The following is a 19095-nucleotide window of genomic DNA, read 5'->3' as shown; positions in this document are numbered from 1 at the left end:
TCGCCCACGGCCAGCACGGCGTCCAGCGGCAGCTCGCCGTCCGTGTCCACGAGCACGAACCGGCCCGGGTTCTCGGACTCCGCCGCCCGCACCAGGCCCCACACGGCCGCGCCGACGAGGTCCGACACCTCACTACCCGCCACGGCTCCCCGGGTGACGAAGACCAGACGCGCGTCGACGAAGCGCGGCTCCGCCAGCCACTCCTGCACCAGGCCCAGCGCCCACGCCGTCACCTCGTGCACGTCCGCCGGCGCCGAACCGCCCGCCACCGGGACCACCACGGCCCCCGGCACGTCGTCGCCGACCTCCGAGAGCGTCGCGACCTGCACGGACCGGACGCTGACCGGCCGGGTGGGCGCGGCAGCGACCCACTCCAGCCGCAGCAGCGAGCCGTTCGTCCCGTGGGCGGCGGCGGCCGGCTCGCCCAGCTCGACCGTCTCGGCCGACAGCACGAGGTCACCCGCCGCGTCGGCGAGGGCCAGTGACAGCGTGTCCGCGCCCGTCCGCACCAGCCGGGCCCGCACCACCGTGGCACCCGTGGCGTGCAGCGACACCCCGGACCAGACCACGGGGACGAGCCCCCGGCCGTCCGCCCGCAGGACGGCGGCCGACAGCGCCGGGTGCAGGCCGAACCCGGCCGCCGCTCCTGCCAGTTCGGCCGGGAGGTCGGCCTCGACGAAGGTCTCCTCGCCACGCCGCCAGACACCGGCGCCGTCCGCGACCGCACCGGTCGGTGGCCAGACGGCCGCATCGAAGTGCGCGGCCCGGGCTCCTGTGGTCAGCACCCCGGTGGCGTGCTCGGTCCACGGCTCGTCCAGGCCGCCGTCGGCGCTCGCGAAGAACGTCACCGTCCGCGCGCCCGACTCGTCCGGCGCACTCGCCCGGACCTGGACCACCGTGCCGCCGCCCGCACCACCCAGGGCGAGCGGGCGGGTCACGGCGAGCCGCTCGACCCGGTCGCAGCCGACGTGGTCGCCGACCCGGATCGCCAGCTCCAGGAACCCGGCCGACGGGAACACGCCCGCGTCGCCGTCCCACGCCGCCGAGCCGGGTGAGAGCCGGCCGGTGAAGACGACACTGTCGGTGCCCGCGAGCGGCACGGCGGCGCCGAGGAGCGGATGGTCGGCCGCCAGCAGTCCGGCAGAGGCGACGTCGCCGACGCCGTTGCCGAGGGCGGGCCAGTAGTGCTCGTGCTGGAAGGGGTAGGTGGGCAGGTCGGCGCGCTGGGCGCCGGTGCCGTCGAACAGCCGCGCCCAGTCGACGGGGACACCGGAGACGTGCAGGCGGGCGAGCGCGGTGACGAGGGTGTGCTCCTCGGGCCGGTCGCGGCGCAGCAGCGGGAGCGCGGGGGCCTCAAAGTCGTGGCCGTCCTGCTGGGCGAGGGCGGCGAGGACGCCGTCGGGGCCGAGCTCGAGGAAGGCGGTGGCCCCGGCCTCGCGCAGACTGCGCAGGCCGTCGGCGAAGCGCACGGTCTCGCGGACGTGACGTACCCAGTAGTCGGGGGTCGTGACGTCCGTGTCCAGGGCGCCGGTCAGGTTGGAGACCAGCGGGATCGAAGGGGCCCGGTAGGTCAGGCCGTTCAGGACCTCGCGGAAGTCCGCCAGCATCGGGTCCATCAGCGGCGAGTGGAACGCGTGCGAGACCCGCAGCCGAGTGGTCTTCCGGTCGGCGAAGCGCGCCTCGATCCGCGAGACCGCCTCCTCCGCACCCGAGACGACCACCGACGTCGGGCCGTTGACAGCGGCGATCGACACCAACTCACCTAGCAACGGCAGGACTTCGTCCTCCGCCGCCTGCACGGCCAGCATCGCACCGCCCTCCGGCAGCGCCTGCATCAAACGGCCACGGGCACGCACCAGCGCGCAGGCGTCCGCCAGCGAGAACACCCCGGCCACATGTGCCGCCGCCACCTCACCGATCGAGTGCCCCGCCACGAACTCCGGTACCACACCCAACGATTCCAGCAGCCGGAACAACGCCACCTCGACCGCGAACAACCCCGCCTGGGCATGCTCCGTCCGATTCAGCAGCTCCGCATCTTCACCCCACACCACCTCCCGCAAGCCCGGCTCGAACTCCGCGCACACGGCATCGAAAGCCGACGCGAACACCGGGAACCGGGCATACAACTCCCGCCCCATCCCCAACCGCTGCGACCCCTGCCCCGAGAACAGGAACGCCGCCGACCGCTCCCCCGCCACCCCGCGCGCAACCTCGGCCCCGTCCACCAGCACCGCCCGGTGCCGGAAGCGCGACCGTCCCGCGAGCGACAGCCCGACGTCGACGGGAGTACCACCGACCCCGGCCAGCCGCTGCAACTGCGCGTCCAGCGCCGCCTGCGACTTCGCCGACACCACCCACGGCACCACACCCGGCACCACCGACGGACCGTCAGCCGCAGAGCCCTCCTCGGGAGCCCCCTCCACCGCCTCCTCGACGATCACGTGCGCGTTCGTCCCACTGATCCCGAACGACGACACCCCCGCGCGGTGCGGCCGGTCCACCTCCGGCCAGGGGCGGGCCGAGGTGAGCAGCTCGACGGCCCCCGCCGACCAGTCCACGCGCGAGGACGGCGCGTCCGCGTACAGCGTCTTGGGCAAGACGCCGGCCCGCAGCGCCTGCACCATCTTGATCACGCCCGCGACCCCGGCCGCCGCCTGGGCGTGGCCGAAGTTGGACTTGATCGAGCCCAGGAACAACGGGACCTCGCGCCCCTGTCCGTAGGTGGCGAGGAGCGCCTGGGCCTCGATCGGGTCGCCCAGCGGCGTGCCCGTCCCGTGGCCCTCGACGGCGTCGACCTCTCCGGCCGCCAGCCCGGCGTTGGCGAGCGCCTGTCGGATCACCCGCTGCTGCGAGGGGCCGTTGGGCGCGGTGAAGCCGTTGGACGCGCCGTCCTGGTTGACCGCCGAGCCCCGGACGACCGCGAGGACGCGGTGCCCGTTGCGGCGGGCGTCCGACAGGCGCTCCAGCACCAGGACGCCCACGCCCTCGGCCCAGCCCGTCCCGTCGGCCCCGTCGGCGAACGCCTTGCAGCGCCCGTCCGAGGCCAGTCCGCCCTGCCGGGAGAACTCCATGAGCGAGCCGGGCGTCGCCATGACGTTGACGCCGCCCGCGACGGCGAGTGTGCACTCGCCGGCCCGTAGCGCCTGGACCGCCCAGTGCAGGGCGACCAGCGAGGACGAGCACGCGGTGTCGACCGTCACCGCCGGGCCCTCCAGCCCGAGGGTGTAGGAGAGGCGGCCGGAGAGCGCCGAGGCGGCGATGCCGGTGCCGATGTCGCCGGTGGCGTCGGCCAGGGAGCGCACCAGCAGGTACGCGTAGTCCTGGCCGTTGGTGCCGAGGAAGACGCCGGTTCGGCTGCCGCGCAGGCCGGCCGGGTCGAGGCCGGCCCGCTCGAACGCCTCCCACGAGGTCTCCAGCAGCAGGCGCTGCTGGGGGTCGGTCGAGACGGCCTCGCGCGGCGAGATGCCGAAGAAGTCGGCGTCGAAGCCGGACACCGAGTCGAGGAAGCCGCCGCGCCGCGATACGCGGGTGCCGCGCTCGTCGACCCCGGCGTCCGCCAGGGCGCCGAGGTCCCAGCCGCGGTCCTCCGGGTAACCGCCGGTGGCGTCGGTGCCGCCCGCCACGAGGTCCCAGAGGTCCTCGGGCGAGGCGACGCCGCCGGGATAGCGGCAGCCCATGCCGATGATGGCGACGGGTTCGGCTGCCGCGTCCAGGAGCCGGCGGTTCTGCTTGCGCAGCCGTTCGGTCTCCTTCATCGAGGAGCGGAGAGCGGCGACTACCTTGTCGTGGGGCGTGGTCATCTCTGCTCCGTCAGTCCTGGGCGTGGTCGGGGTCGTTGCGCAGGGCGGCCTGCACCAGGTCCTCCAGGTCCATCGCGTCGATGGCGTCGGCCTCCTCGGGTTCGCCGCCGCCGGCACCGCCCCCGGCACCGTCGGCGAGCCTCAGCAGGGCGTCCAGCACGCCGCTGCGCCGCAGCCGGTCCAGCGGGACGGAGTCGACGAGGGCCCGCAGGCGGTCGCGCTCGGGGTCGCCGGGCTCCCCGCCGTCGCCCTCGTCGACCAGCAGGCCGAGCAGGTGCGCGGCAAGCTCGGCCGGGCTCGGGTGGTCGAAGACCAGCGTCGGCGACAGGTCGAGGCCGGTCGCGGCGCCGAGCCGGTTGCGCAGCTCGATCGCGCCGAGCGAGTCGAACCCGAGGTCGCGGAAGGCCTTCTCCGGGCCGACGGCCTCGATGCCGGGCAGTCCGAGCACCTCGGCCGCCCGGCCGCGCACCAGCCCGAGGAGGGCGGCGGCGCGGCGGGCCGGGCTGAGTCCGGCCAGTTCGACGCGCAGCGCGTGGCCGTTCCCGGTGTCCTCGCCCGGGCTCTGCGCGTCGGCGTAGCCGGGGAGTTCGGCGAGCAGCCGGCTCGGGCGGACGGCGGTGAAGGCGCGGACGAAGCGCTCCGGGTCGACGTCGGCGACCAGCGTGGTCGGCGCGGTGTCGAGGACGGCGCGGCGCAGCGCGGCGACCGCGACGGCCGGGTCGAGCGGCTTGATGCCGGTGCGGCGGGCGGCCTCGCCGGCCCGGGCGTCGGCGGCCATCCCGCCGCCGGCCCAGGCGCCCCAGGAGAGGGAGGTGGCGGCGAGTCCGTCGGCGCGGCGGCGTTCGGCGAGGGCGTCGAGGACGGCGTTGGCGGCCGCGTAGTTGCCCTGGCCGGGGTTGCCGACGGCCGCGGAGGCGGAGGAGAACAGGGCGAAGACGGCGAGGTCGTGATCCCTGGTCAGCTCGTCGAGCAGGAGCGCCGAGGTGGCCTTGGCGCGGTGGACGGCCTCGAAGCGCTCGGGGGTGAGGCCGTCGATGACGCCGTCGTCGAGCACACCGGCGGCGTGGACGACGGCGGTGAGCGGGTGTTCGGCGGGCACGGCGGCCAGGACGGCGGCGAGTGCCTCCCGGTCGGCGGCGTCGCAGGCCGCGAGGGTGACGGCGGTGCCGGTGGCGGTGAGCTCCTCGCGGAGCTCGGCCGCCCCGGGGGCGTCCGGGCCCCGGCGGCTGAGCAGCACCAGGTGCGGGGCGCCGGCGGCGGCGAGGCCGCGGGCGACCTCGGCGCCGAGCGCGCCCGTGCCGCCGGTGATCAGGACGGTGCCGGTCGGCTCCCAGTCCACCGGATCGCTCGCGGCGCCGCCGGGCGTGGCGGCCAGGCGCCGGCCGAGGATCCCGGTCGGCCGGACGGCCAGCTGGTCCTCCCCGTCCGGGTCGGCGAGCACGGCGGCCAGGAGGGCGGCGGTGCGCCGGTCCAGGCTCGCGGGCAGGTCGATCAGACCGCCCCAGCGCTGCGGCAGTTCGAGCGCGGCCACCCGGCCGAGGCCCCAGACGGCGGCCTGGGCCAGGCCGGTGACGCGGTCGCCGGGGGCGGCCGCGACGGCGTCCCGGGTGAGGCACCACAGCGGGGCGCCGATCCGGGCCTCGCCGAGGGCCTGCACCAGGGCGGCCGTGCGGGCGAGGCCGGCGGGGGCGCTGCCGCCCGTGGACTCGTCGAGTGCCAGCAGCGATACGACGCCCGCGATCTCATCGGCCGTGTACGGGAGTTCGGCGAGCTGCCCGACGAGACCGGCGCGGTCGGCGTCGGCCTCGACGGTCAGCCGGACGGCGCCCGTGCCGAGCGCCGCGAGGACCTCGTCCGTCCAGGCCGGGTCGCCGTGGCCGGCGGGCACGACGGCGAGCCAGGTGCCGGCCGGGGCCGCGGCGCGCGGCCGGTCGAGCGGCTTCCAGATGATCCGCCGGCGGCGGGCGTCCACCGCGGCCTGCTCCTCACGCCGCTCGTGCCAGTCCCGCAGGGCCGGGAGCACCTGGGCGAGGGCGTCGCCGTCGACGTCCAGGGTGCCGGCCAGCGCGTCGAAGGACGCGGTCCGCAGCGCCGTCCAGAACTCCCCGTCGGGGGACGCGGGCGACCCGCCGGACTGCTCGGGCCAGTAGCGCTGCCGCTGGAACGGGTAGGTGGGCAGGTCGACCCGGCGGGCGCCGGTGCCGGCGAAGAGCGCGGACCAGTCCGGCGCAAGCCCGTCGGTGTGCAGGCGGGCGACGGCGGCGAGCAGGGTCGTGCGCTCGTCGCGGCCGTGGCGCAGCGCGCCGGCGGTGACCACCGGACGGGCCGGGTCCGCGTCCGCCGCCGTGCCGGCCTGGACGAGCGCGGACAGCACACCGTCCGGGCCGAGTTCCAGGTGGCGGCGCACGCCGCGGGCGCTGAGGGCGGCGACGCCGTCGGCGAAGCGCACGGCTTCGCGGACGTGACGCACCCAGTACCGCGCGTCGAGCCGCTCCCCGGTGTCGCCGATGACGACGGAGCCGGTCAGGTTGGACACGAGCGGGATGCGCGGGGCCGCGTAGGTGAGGCCCCGGGCGGTCCGCTCGAAGTCGTCGAGCATGGCGTCCATGTGTACGGAGTGAAACGCATGGCTCACCCGCAAACGCCTAGTCCTGCGCCCGTCGGCCGCGAAACCCGCGGCGATGCGGTCGACGGCGTCGGCGTCCCCGGAGAGGACCACGGCGCGGGGGCCGTTGACGGCGGCGATGGACACACCGTCCGTCAGCAGCGGCAGCACCTCCGCCTCCGTGGCCTCGACCGACACCATCGCTCCCCCACCGGGGAGTTCCGACATCAGGCGGGCACGGGCGGCCACCAGCGTGCAGGCGTCCTCCAACGAGAACACCCCCGCCACGTACGCCGCCGCGATCTCACCGATCGAATGCCCCACCACGAAGTCCGGACGCAGACCCCACGACTCCACCAGCCGGAACAGCGCCACCTCCAACGCGAACAACGCCGGCTGCGCATACCCCGTGTCGTCGAGGAGCGCGGCCTCCGCCGAACCCTCCGCCGCGAACAGCACCGGGCGCAGCGGCCCGGCCAGCCGTCCCTCGAAGCCGGCGAGGACGGCGTCCAGCGCGTCGGCGAACACCGGGTGGGCGGCGTACAGCTCCCGCCCGGCGCCGGGGCGCTGCGAGCCCTGGCCGGGGAAGAGGAAGGCGGTCTTCCCGCCCAGGGCCGAGCCCTGGACGAGCTGCGGCGTGGCCTGGCCGTCGACGAGGGCTCGCAGGCCCTGCGTCAGCTCGGCGCGGTCGGCGGCGAGCACGGCGGCCCGGTGGTCGAGCAGCGTGCGGGTGGTGGCCAGCGAGTGGCCGAGGTCACGGACGGTCAGCTCCGGGTGCGCGGCGAGGTGGCCGAGCAGCAGGGCGGCCTGCTCACGCAGCGCGGCGGGCGTCGCGGCGGAGAGCGGGACGGGCAGCGGCCGGTCGTCCGGGCGCTCCTCGGCGGGTTCGGCCGCGGGCGGCGCCTCGACGATCACGTGGGCGTTGGTGCCGCTCGCGCCGAAGGCGGAGACGCCCGCCCGGCGCGGGCGGCCGGTGGCGGGCCACGCGGTCTCCTCGGTGAGGAGTTCGGCGGCGCCTGCCGTCCAGTCGACGTGCGAGGACGGGGTGCCGGCGTGCAGCGTGCGCGGCAGCAGGCCGTGCTGGATGGCCAGCACCATCTTGATCACGCCGGCCACGCCGGAGGCGGCCTGGGTGTGGCCCAGGTTCGACTTCAGCGCGCCGATCAGGACGGGCCGTTCGCGCTCCTGCCCGTAGGTGGCGAGGAGCGCCTGGGCCTCGATCGGGTCGCCCAGCTTCGTGCCGGTGCCGTGCGCCTCGACGGCGTCGACCTCGGCGGCGGTCAGGCCCGCGTTGGCCAGGGCGCGCCGGATGACGCGCTGCTGGGACGGGCCGTTGGGCGCGGTGATGCCGTTCGACGCGCCGTCCTGGTTGATCGCGGAGCCGCGCAGGACGGCCAGCACCCGGTGTCCCCGGCGCTCGGCGTCCGAGAGCCGCTCGACCACCAGGACGCCGACGCCCTCCGACCACGCGGTGCCCTCGGCGTCGTCGGAGAACGTGCGGCAGCGCCCGTCCGGGGACAGCGCCCCCATCTCGCCGAACTCGACGAACCCGACCGGGCTCGACATCACCGTCACACCGCCCGCCAGCGCCAGCGAGCACTCGCCAGAGCGCAGGGCCTGGGCGGCCAGGTGCAGGGCCACCAGCGAGGACGAGCACGCGGTGTCCACGCTGACCGAGGGCCCCTCGAGGCCGAGGGTGTAGGAGAGCCGGCCGGACAGCAGGCTCGCGGACTGCGCGGTCTCGACGTGCCCGAGCTGGCCGACGGCCGGCCGGTAGTCGCCGCTGCCGCCACCGATGAACACGCCGGTGTCGCCGCCGCGCAGGCCCGCCGGATCGATCCCGGCGCGCTCCAGCGCCTCCCACGCGGTCTCCAGCACGAGCCGCTGCTGCGGGTCGACGACCATCGCCTCGTACGAGGAGACCCCGAAGAAGGCGGCGTCGAACTCGGCCGCGTCGTACAGGAACCCGCCCTGCTGGGTGACGCTGCGCCCGCGCCCGTCGCGGTCGCCGTGGGTGAGCCGGTCGAGGTCCCAGCCGCGGTCCGCCGGGAACGGTCCGATCGCGTCGGTGCCCTCCCGCAGCAGCCGCCACAGGTCCTCCGGCGAACGGACGCCGCCCGGGTAGCGGCAGCCCATGCCGACGATCACGATCGGGTCGTCGGTGTCGGCGGCGACGGCCGGGCGCTCCACCGCCCGGGCCTCGTCGAAGAGTTCGGCCCGGAGGTAGGCGGCGAGCGCGGCCGGGGTCGGGTAGTCGAACACGAGCGTCGCGGGCAGGCGCAGGCCGGTCGCGGCGGCGAGCCGGTTGCGCAGGTCGACGGCGGTCAGCGAGTCGAAGCCGAGGTCCTTGAACGGCTGCCCGGACGGCACGTCGTCCGCGTCGGCGTGGCCGAGCACGGCGGCCGACTCGGCCCGGACGACCGCCAGCAGTGCCTCGGTGCGCTCGGCCGCCGACCGCTCGCGCAGCCCGTCGCGCAGCACGTCGGCCTTGCCGGAGCTCGCCTCCTCGGGCTCCGCGGTCACCCGGGCCTCGGGCAGGTCGGCGAAGAGCCGGGTCGGCCGGGTTCCGGCGAAGGCGGGCGCGAAGCGCTCCCACGCCACGTCGGCGACGGTGACGGCGGAGCCGTCGAGGTCGGCGGCGAGGGCCGTCAGGGCGCGGTCGGGGGCGACGGGCGGCAGCCCGTTGGCCCGCAGGTGCGCGGCCAGGGAGTCGGGCGTGCTGCCCGCCCAGGCGCCCCAGGCGACGGCGGTGGCGGCCCGCCCGGCGGCGCGGCGGGACCGGGCCGCGGCGTCGAGGAGGGCGCCGGCGGCGGCCTCGTCGGCCCGGCCCTGCACGCCCCAGGTGCCGGCGATCGACCCGAACAGGACGTAGGCGTCGAGCTCCCGGTCCGCCAGTGCCTCGTCGAGCGCGCCGAGGTCGGCGAGCAGTCCGGTCAGGGGGTCACCGGACTCGGCGGACCGGCCGGTGTAGAGGACGGCGGAGAGGTCCGGCAGTTCAAGGACGGAGGCGAGGGCGGCACGGTCGCCGGGCGTGCCGGCGACGAGGGTCAGCTCGGCGCCGAACTCGGCGAGCGCGGCCCGCAGTTCCCTCTCCTCCGGTCCCGTCCGATCACCGGCCGCATCGGCCGCATCGAGCGCCCCGGACGCACCGGCCGCCGCCGGCCCTCCCGTCAGCAGCACCACGTGCTCGGCACCCGACCGGGCGAGCCAGCGGGCCGTGGGAGCCGCGTGGCCCTCCGGCTCGCCGACCAGCAGGACCGTACCGCGCGGGGTCCACGGGCGTGCCGTGTCGGCCGTCGTGGCACGCACGAGCCGGCGGGCGAAGGCTCCGGCAGCGCGCAGCGCCAGCTGGTCCTCGCCGTCCCCGGCCGTCAGCAAAGCCCGCAGGCGAGCGGACGTACGGGCGTCGGGCTCCTCCGGCAGGTCGATCAACCCGCCCCAGCGGGTGGGCAGTTCGAGCGCGGTCACCCGGCCGATGCCCCACACCGCCGCCTGCGCGACGTCCTGCGGGGCCTCCATCTCACCGACGGCGACGGCACCCCGGGTGAGGCACCACAGCGGGGCCTCGACCCCGGCCTCACCGAGGGCGGCGAGCAGGGCGTCCGGCCGGGCGAGCCCGGTGGGCTCGCCGCCGGCGGCGGCGAGCAGGGACACCACACCGGCGAGCGGCCCGGCGGTCGGGGCCGAGTTCACGGCGTCACCCGCCACCGTCACGACCTCCGCCCCCAGACCCGCGAGCACCGCCGACGTCCAGGAGTCGTCCTGCCCCTCCGCCACGAGCGCCAGCCACGTCCCCGGCAGAGCCTGCGGCCCGGTGGGCGCCGCGTACGGCTTCCACACCGCCCGGTACCGCAGCCGGTCCGCGTCCGTGCGCTCGGTCCGGCGGCGGCGCCAGGCCGCGAGGGCGGGCAGCAGCACGCCGAGCGACGACTCGTCGGCCAGGCCCAGCGTCGTGCCCAGCTCCGCCGCGTCGGCGCGCTCGACGGCCGACCAGAAGGCGGCGTCCGCAGGGTCGCTCGCGCCGACGGGCTCGGGTGCGCGCTCGGGCCAGTACAGCTCGCGCTGGAACGGGTAGGTGGGCAGATCGGTCCGGCGGGCGCCGGTGCCGTCGAAGAGCCGCGCCCAGTCGACCGGCACGCCCACCACGTGCAGGCGGGCCAGCCCCGTCACGAGCGAGTGCTCCTCCGGCCGGTCGCGGCGCAGGGTGGAGGCGGTGACGCCGCCCTCGCCCAGCCCCCGCTCGGCGAGGGCGGCGAGGACGCCGTCCGGGCCGAGCTCCAGGAACGCGGTGGCTCCCGCCTCCGCCAGGGCCCGGATGCCGTCGGCGAACCGGACGGTCTCCCGGACGTGGCGCACCCAGTAGTCGGGGGTCGTGAGGTCGCCATCCAGGGCGCCGGTCAGGTTGGAGATCACCGGGATCGAAGGGGCCTGGTAGGTCAGGCCGTTCAGGACCTCGCGGAAGTCCGCCAGCATCGGCTCCATCAGCGGCGAGTGGAACGCGTGCGAGACCCGCAACCGCGTGGTCCGCCGGTCGGCGAAGTGCGCCTCGACCGCCGCGACGGCCTCCTCCGCCCCCGAAACCACCACCGACGTCGGCCCGTTCACCGCCGCGATCGACACGAACTCGCCCAGCAACGGCAGGACTTCGTCCTCCCTCGCCTGCACGGCCAGCATCGCACCACCCTCCGGCAGCGCCTGCATCAGCCGGCCCCGGGCCGCCACCACCGCGCACGCGTCCTCCAGCGAGAACACCCCGGCCACGTGCGCCGCGACGATCTCACCGATCGAGTGCCCGGCCACGAACTCCGGCCGCACACCGAACGATCCGAGCAGCCGGAACAACGCCACCTCGACGGCGAACAGCCCGGCCTGGGCGTAGTCCGTCCGGTCCGGCAGGGAAGCGTCCCTCCCCCACACGACGTCCCGGAGCGGCAGCTCCAGCAGCTGGTCCAGCCGGGCGCAGACGCCGTCGAAGGCCTCGGCGAACACCGGGAAGCGGGCGTACAACTCCCGTCCCATGCCCAGCCGCTGCGAGCCCTGCCCGGAGAACAGGAACGCGGTCGACGGCTCCCCCGCCACCCCGCGCGCGACCTCCACACCGTCCAGCAGCACCGCCCGGTGCCCGAGCGAGGCCCGCCCGACGGCCAGCGAGTGGGCGACGTCCAGGGCGGACGCCCCCTCGACCGAACCGAGCCGGGCGAGCGAAGCGTCCAGCGCGGCCTCGGACCTGGCGGAGACGACCCACGGCGCGGCGCCCACCGCCACCTGGGAGGCGGCCACCGGTTCGGCCGCAGGCGCCTGCTCCAGCAGGACGTGCGCGTTGGTGCCGCTGACGCCGAAGGCGGAGACGCCGGCCCGGCGCGGACGGCCGGTCCGCGGCCAGTCACGGGCCTCCGTCAGGAGCTCCACGGCGCCGGCCGTCCAGTCGACGTGCCGGGAGGGCGCGTCGACGTGCAGGGTCCGGGGCAGCACCCCGGCGCGCATCGCGAGCACCGTCTTGATCACCCCGGCGGCGCCCGCGGCGGCCTGGGTGTGGCCGAGGTTGGACTTCACCGAACCGAGCAGGAGCGGCCGGTCCTCGGAGCGCTCCCGCCCGTACGCGGCCAGCAGGGCGTGCGCCTCGATCGGGTCGCCGAGGGCGGTGCCGGTGCCGTGCGCCTCGACGGCGTCGACCTCGGCGGCGGTCAGGCCGGCGTCGGCGAGGGCCGCGCGGATCACCCGCTGCTGGGCCCGGCCGTTGGGGGCCGTCAGCCCGTTCGAGGCGCCGTCCTGGTTGACGGCGGAGCCGCGCACGACGGCGAGCACCGGGTGCCCGTCGCGGCGCGCGTCGCTCAGCCGCTCCAGCACCAGGACGCCCGCGCCCTCGGACCACGCGGTGCCGTCGGCGCCGTCCGCGAAGGGCTTGCAGCGGCCGTCGGCGGCCAGTCCGCCCTGCGCGGTGAACTCGACGAAGGCGTCCGGGCTGGACATCACCGAGGCGCCGCCGGCGAGGGCCAGCGAGCACTCGCCGGCCCGCAGCGCGCGGGCGGCCAGGTGGAGCGAGACCAGGGCGGAGGAGCACGCGGTGTCGACGGTGACGGCCGGGCCCTCCAGCCCGAGGGTGTAGGACAGGCGGCCGGACAGGACGCTCGCCGTGTTGCCGGTGGCGGCGTGGCCGCGGACGTCGGCGGTGCCGCGGCGCAGCACGGTCAGGTAGTCCTGGCCGTTGGTGCCGACGAAGACGCCGGTGTCGCTGCCGCGCAGGCGGTCGGGGGCGATGCCGGAGCGCTCCAGGGCCTCCCAGGAGGTCTCCAGGAGCAGGCGCTGCTGGGGGTCCATGGCAAGGGCCTCGCGGGGCGAGATGCCGAAGAAGCGGGCGTCGAAGCGGCCGACGCCGTCCAGGAAGCCGCCGTGCAGGGTGGCGGAGCCGCCGCGGCCCAGGGCGTCGAGGTCCCAGCCGCGGTCGGCCGGGAAGGGGCGGATGGCGTCGGCGCCGTCGCCGAGCAGCCGCCAGAGGTCCTCGGGCGTCTCGATGCCGCCGGGGAAGCGGCAGGCCATGCCGACGATCACGACGGGGTCGTCGGCGAGGCCACCCGCGGCCGGGGACCGGTCGGGCTCGGGGAGGGTGCCGAGGAGTTCGGCGAGGAGGTGGGCGGCCAGGTCGGCCGGGGTCGGGTGGTCGTAGACGAGGGTGGCGGGCAGGGTGAGGCCGGTGGCGGCGGTGAGGGCGTTGCGCAGTTCGACGGTGGTGAGGGAGTCCATGCCGAGGTCGGTGAAGGGCTGGTCGACGCCGACGCGTTCACCGCCGGCGTGGCCGAGGACGGCCGCGACGCGGGTGCGCACGAAGTCCAGGACGAAGCGCTCCCTGGCCTGCTCGGACAGGTCGGCGAGGCGCTGCCGCAAGCCGGAGTCGGCGGCGGACGCAACCGGACGACCGGCCGCCCCGGCCAACCCGGAGATCAGCGGGACGGGCCGCTGCGCGGCGAAGACGGCGGCGAAGCGCTGCCAGTCGATGTCGGCGACGGTGAGCGCGGTGTCGTCGTGGTCGAGGGCCTGGCCGAGGGCGTCCAGGGCGCGCTCGGGTGCCATCGGTGCGTAGCCGCCGCGGCGCACCCGCTGTTCGACGCCGGCCCCGGCCATGCCGTCGCCGGCCCACGGGCCCCAGGCGAGGGCGGTGGCGCGCAGGCCGCGGGAGCGGCGCTGCTCGGCGAGGGCGTCGAGGTGGGCGTTGGCGGCGGCGTAGTTGGCCTGGCCGGCGGCGCCGAGGGTGCCGGCGGTGGAGGTGAAGAGGACGAAGGCGGCGAGGTCGGTGTCGCGGGTCAGCTCGTCGAGGTGGTGCGCGGCATCGACCTTGGGGCGGAACACCTCGGCGAAGTGCTCGGCCGTCAGGGTGTCGAGGGTGCCGTCGGCGACGACGCCGGCGGTGTGGAAGACGGCGGTGAGCGGCCGGTCGGCGGGGACGGCGGCGAGGACGGCCGCGAGGGCGTCCCGGTCGGCGGCGTCGCAGGCGGCCAGGGTGACGTCGGCGCCGAGGGCGGCGAGGTCGGCGCGCAGCTGCTCGGCGCCGGGGGCGTCCGCGCCGCGGCGGCTGAGCAGCAGCAGGTGTTCGGCCCCCCGGGCGGCGAGGCGGCGGGCGAGCTGCCCGCCGAGGCCGCCGGTGCCGCCGGTGATCAGGACGGTGCCGGCGGGCGCGTACGGGCGGGCGGCGGCGCGCTCGCCCGAGGGGCGGCGTACCAGGCGCCGGGCGAAGGTGCCGGAGGCACGGACGGCGAGCTGGTCCTCGCCGTCGGTGCGGGCGAGGGCGGCGGCCAGCCGGCGCAGCGCGGTGTCGTCGAGCTGCTCCGGCAGGTCGATCAACCCGCCCCAGCAGGTGGGCAGTTCGAGGGCGGCGGAGCGGCCGAGGCCCCAGACGGCGGCCTGCCGGGGGTCGGCGGGCCGGTCGGAGCGGCCGGTGGCGACGGCGCCGCGGGTGAGGCACCACAGCGGGGCCTCGACGCCCGCGTCGCCCAGGGCCTGGACGGCGGTGACGGTGGCGGCGAGCGGGTCGTCGCCGAGGGCGAGCAGGGACAGGACGCCGGTGAACTCCCCCTCGGTCGACCGCAGTTCCGAGGCGAGTGCGGCCCGGTCGGCGCAGGCCCGCAGGGTCGTGCCGTCGACGAGGCCGTCCACCCACGGCGCGTCCTCGGACGTGAGCACCAGCCAGCGGCCGGACGGCCGGGCCGCGGCGGCGCCCGTCGCGTCGAGCGGTGTCCAGGAGGCGCGGTAGCGCCAGGAGTCCACGGTGGAGCGCTCGCGGCGGGCGCGGCGCCAGGCCGAGAGGGCGCTCACGGTGTCGGTGTCGAGGTCGAGTCCGGTGCCGAGCGCCGCGAGGTCCCCGCGGTCGACGGCGGCCCAGAACTCGGCGTCCACCGGGTCGGCGCCGGCCGCCGCGGCCGGCCGGCCCTCGGGCCAGTAGCGCTCCCGCTGGAACGGGTACGTGGGCAGGTCGGCGCGGCGGGCGCCGGTGCCGGCGAAGAAGGCCGCCCAGTCCGGGCGCAGGCCGCCCACGGCGAGTCGGGCGAGCGCGGCCGTGAGGGCCGGGACGCCGGGCCGGCCGCGGCGCAGCGCGGGCACACCGGTGAGCCGGGCGCCGTCACCGAGGGTGGCGCGGGCGGCTGCGGTGAGGACGCCGTCGGGGCCGAGTTCGAGGAAGGCGGCGGCGCCGTGGCCGGCGAGGGCCTGGACGGCGTCGGCGAAGCGGACGGTCCCGCGCACCTGCCGGGCCCAGTAGTCGGGCGCGGCGAGCTCGTCGGCGGTGGCGAGCTCGCCGGTGACGGTGGAGACGAGCGGGATCGCCGGGGCGTCGTAGGTGAGCGTGGCGGCGACGCGGGTGTACGCGTCGAGCATCGGTTCCATGTGCGGGGAGTGGAAGGCGTGCGAGACGCGCAGTCGCTTGGTGCGCCGCTCGGTGAACTCCCCGGCGATGCGCAGGACTTCGTCCTCGTCGCCCGCGATCACCACCGACCTGGGCCCGTTGACGGCGGCGATGGAGACGCCGTCCGTCAGTAGCGGCAGCACCTCCGCCTCCGTGGCCTCGACCGACACCATCGCTCCCCCACCGGGGAGTTCCGACATCAGGCGGGCACGGGCGGCCACCAGCGTGCAGGCGTCCGCCAGCGAGAAGACCCCCGCCACGTGGGCCGCCGCGATCTCACCGATCGAATGCCCCACCACGAAGTCCGGACGCAGACCCCACGACTCCACCAGCCGGAACAGCGCCACCTCCAGCGCGAACAACGCCGGCTGCGCATACCCCGTGTCGTCGAGGAGCTGTCCTTCCTCGGCGAACAGGACGTCCCGCACGGGCCGTTCGTAGCCGAGGTCGAAGCGGGCGAGGACGGCGTCGAGCGCCTCCGCGTACACCGGGTACCGGTCGTACAGCTCGCGGCCCATGGCCGGGTACTGGCTGCCCTGGCCGGTGAACAGGAAGGCCAGGCCGCCGCCGGCCGCCCGGCCGGTGACGAGGGCGGCGTCCGGCAGGCCGTCGCGCAGGGCGGCGAGGGCGCGCCTCAGCTCGGCGCGGTCGCCGGTGGTGACGGCGGCGCGGTGGTCGAGCGCGGCGCGGGTGGTGGCGAGGGAGAACGCCAGGTCGGCGAGGGGCAGTTCGGGCTGCTCGTCGAGCGCGGTGAGCAGCCGCCCGGCCTGGGCGCGCAGGGCCTCCTCGGTGCGGGCGGACAGCGCGAACGGGACGGTGTCGCCGTCCGCCGGCGCCGCGGCCACCACGGAAGGTGCCGCGGCAGCGGCCGGGGCCTGTTCGAGGATCACGTGCGCATTGGTGCCGCTCAGCCCGAAGGAGGAGACGGCCGCCCGGCGCGGGCGCCCGGTATCGGGCCAGTCGCGCGCCTCGGCGAGGAGCTCGATGGCGCCCTCCGTCCAGTCGACGTGGCTGGACGGCCGGTCGATGTGGAGGCTGGCCGGGAGCACGCCACTGCGCAGCGCGAGCACGGTCTTGATGACGCCGGCCACGCCGGAGGCCATCTGGGTGTGGCCGATGTTGGACTTCACCGAGCCGAGCAGGAGCGGGAGTTCGCGGTCCTGGCCGTAGGTGGCGAGGAGCGCCTGGGCCTCGATCGGGTCGCCGAGGCGGGTGCCGGTGCCGTGGCCCTCGACGGCGTCGACCTCGCCCGGGGCGAGCCGGGCAGCGGCGAGCGCGGCGCGGATCACCCGCTGCTGCGCGGGCCCGTTGGGCGCGGTGAGGCCGTTGGAGGCGCCGTCCTGGTTGACGGCGGAGCCGCGCAGGACGGCGAGCACCGGGTGGCCGAGCCGCTCGGCGTCGGAGAGGCGCTCAACCAGGACGAGGCCGACGCCCTCGGCGAGGCTCATGCCGTCGGCGGCCTCGGCGTAGGCCTTGCAGCGGCCGTCGACGGCCATGGCGCGCTGGCGGCTGAAGCCGACGAACGCGTTGGGCGTGGCCATCACGCTGACGCCGCCGGCGAGCGCGAGCGAGCTCTCCCCGTTGCGCAGCGACTGGCAGGCCAGGTGCAGGGCGACGAGCGAGGAGGAGCACGCGGTGTCCAGCGTGACGGCCGGGCCCTCGAAGCCGAAGGTGTAGGAGAGCCGCCCGGACAGGACGCTCGGGATGGTGCCGGTGACGAGGTGGCCCTCGGCGCCGTCCTGGGCGGAGTCGCCGGGGCTGTAGTCCTGGTAGCTGGCGCCGATGAAGGTGCCGGTGAGGCTGCCGCGCAGGGTGGCCGGGTCGAGGCCGGCGCGCTCCATGGCCTCCCAGGCCGTCTCCAGGAGGAGGCGCTGCTGGGGGTCCATGGCGAGGGCCTCGCGCGGGGAGATGCCGAAGAACGCGGCGTCGAAGTCGGCGACGTTCCGCAGGAAGCCGCCGCGCACCGAGTAGGTGCGGCCGGGCGCGTCCGGGTCCGGGTCGTACAGCCCCTCGGTGTCCCAGCCGCGGTCGGCCGGGAACTCGGTGATGGCGTCGCCGCCCGAGGTGACGAGCCGCCACAGGTCCTCGGGCGAGGCGATCCCGCCCGGGTAGCGGCAGCTCATGCCGATGATGGCGATCGGCTCGTCCAGCGCGACGGCGGTCGTCCCCTCGACCGGCCCGTCGACAGCCGCGCCGGCGGTCTTCTCCCGCAGGAAGCGCACCAGGGCGAGCGGGTTCGGGTGGTCGAACACGAGGGTGCTGGGCAGCGTGAGCCCGGTCGCGGCGGCCAGTCGGTTGCGCAGGTCGACGGCGGTCAGCGAGTCGAAGCCGACGTCGCGGAAGGCCCGCTGCTCCGACAGCACTTCGGGCGAGGCGTGCCCGAGCGTGGTCGCCGCCTCGGCGCGGACCAGGTCCAGCAGGCGGCGCTCCTGCTCGGCGGCCGGCAGGGCACGCAGCCGGGCGGCGAACTCGCCGTCCCCGGAGGGGCGTTCGGCGGCCTCGGTGAGGCGGCGCACCTCGGGCACGTCCTCGAAGAGGTCGGTCGGGCGGCCGGAGGTGAAGACCGGGTGGTAGCGCTCCCAGTCGACGTCGGCGATCGCGAGCACCTGCTCGTCGGCGTCCAGGGCCTGGCGCAGCCCGTCCAGGGCGAGCGAGGGGTCCATGAAGACCAGGCCGCTGCGCCGGATCTGGCCTGGGTCGACGCGGCCGAGTTTCAGGTCGTCGGCCCAGATGCCCCAGGAGATCGCGGTGGCCCGGCCGCCGCGGGCGCGGCGGTGCTCGGCGAGCGCGTTGAGGTAGGCGTTGCCGGCGACGTAGGCGGCGTGCCGGCCGCTGCCCCACAGGCCGGCGGTGGAGGAGTAGAGCACGAAGGCGTCGAGCTGGTCGTCGGGCAGGAGCTCGTCGAGGTGGCGGGCGCCGGCGGTCTTGGCGTGCAGGACCTTGGCGAAGGCCTCGTGGGTGGTCTCCTCGATCGACAGCAGTTCGATGACGGCGGCGGTGTGGACGACGGTGCGCACCTCGTGGCCGGCGGCGGCCAGCTCGGCGAGCATCGCCGCGACGGCGTCGCGGTCGGTGAGGTCGCAGGCGGCCATCTCGGCGGCGCAGCCCGCGGCGGCGAGTTCGGCGAGCAGTTCGGCCGCGCCGGGCGCGGTGGCGCCGCGGCGGCTGGTGAGCACGATCCGCTCGGCGCCCTCGGCGGCGAGGCGGCGGGCCAGGTGCGGGGCGAGGGTGCCGGTGCCGCCGGTGATGAGGACGGTGCCGCGCAGCGGCCCGGCCTCGCGGCGGGTGGCGGCCGCGGCGCGCACGATGCGGCGGGCGTAGGCGCCGGAGGGGCGGATCGCCACCTGGTCCTCGACGCGGGCGGCCAGCACGGCGGCCAGCCGCTCGCCGGCGCGCCGGTCGAGCGCGACGGGCAGGTCGACGACGCCGCCGAAGCGCTGCGGGTGCTCCAGGGCGGCCGTCCAGCCGAGGCCGTGGACCTGCGCCTGCACCGGGTTGGTCACCCGGTCGGTGCGCCCGGCGGCGACGGCGCCGCGGGTGAGGCACCACAGTGGGGCGTCCTGCCCGGCGTCGCCGAGGGCCTGGATCAGCGCGAGGGTGAGCGCGACGCCCCCGGGCAGGGCGGGATGGCGTTCGCTCGGCCGCTCGGCGGTGGCGAGCAGGGAGACGATGCCCGTGAGGTCCGCCGGTTGCAGGAGCGCGGCGAGCCGCTGCCGGTCGGTGCAGGCGTCGTCCAGGACGAGGCGTTCGACGCTCGCGCCGTGCGCGGTGAGGGCCTCCGCGACGTCTTCTCC

Annotated in this window: 1 protein-coding gene and 1 pseudogene (1 of these 2 running past the window's edge); both read right to left on the bottom strand. The window is 76.7% G+C overall.

Annotated features, from left to right (window positions below; all coding sequences use genetic code 11):
* Positions 1-3779, bottom strand: a pseudogene (locus tag ACIQWA_RS37075) (type I polyketide synthase); the annotation flags it as partial.
* A 34-nt stretch (positions 3780-3813) separates the two neighbouring features.
* Positions 3814-19095, bottom strand: partial view of a type I polyketide synthase gene (locus ACIQWA_RS37070; protein ID WP_402490576.1) — the 3' portion only. The gene runs 12699 nt beyond the window's last position; 15282 of the gene's 27981 nt are visible here — the last part of the coding sequence; the start codon falls outside the window, past its right edge — the gene reads right to left on this strand; its stop codon occupies positions 3814-3816.

Origin of the sequence: Kitasatospora sp. NPDC098652 (genome assembly GCF_044760155.1) — a bacterium.
Classification (GTDB): domain Bacteria; phylum Actinomycetota; class Actinomycetes; order Streptomycetales; family Streptomycetaceae; genus Kitasatospora.
This window is presented reverse-complemented; position numbering and strand designations above follow the sequence as displayed.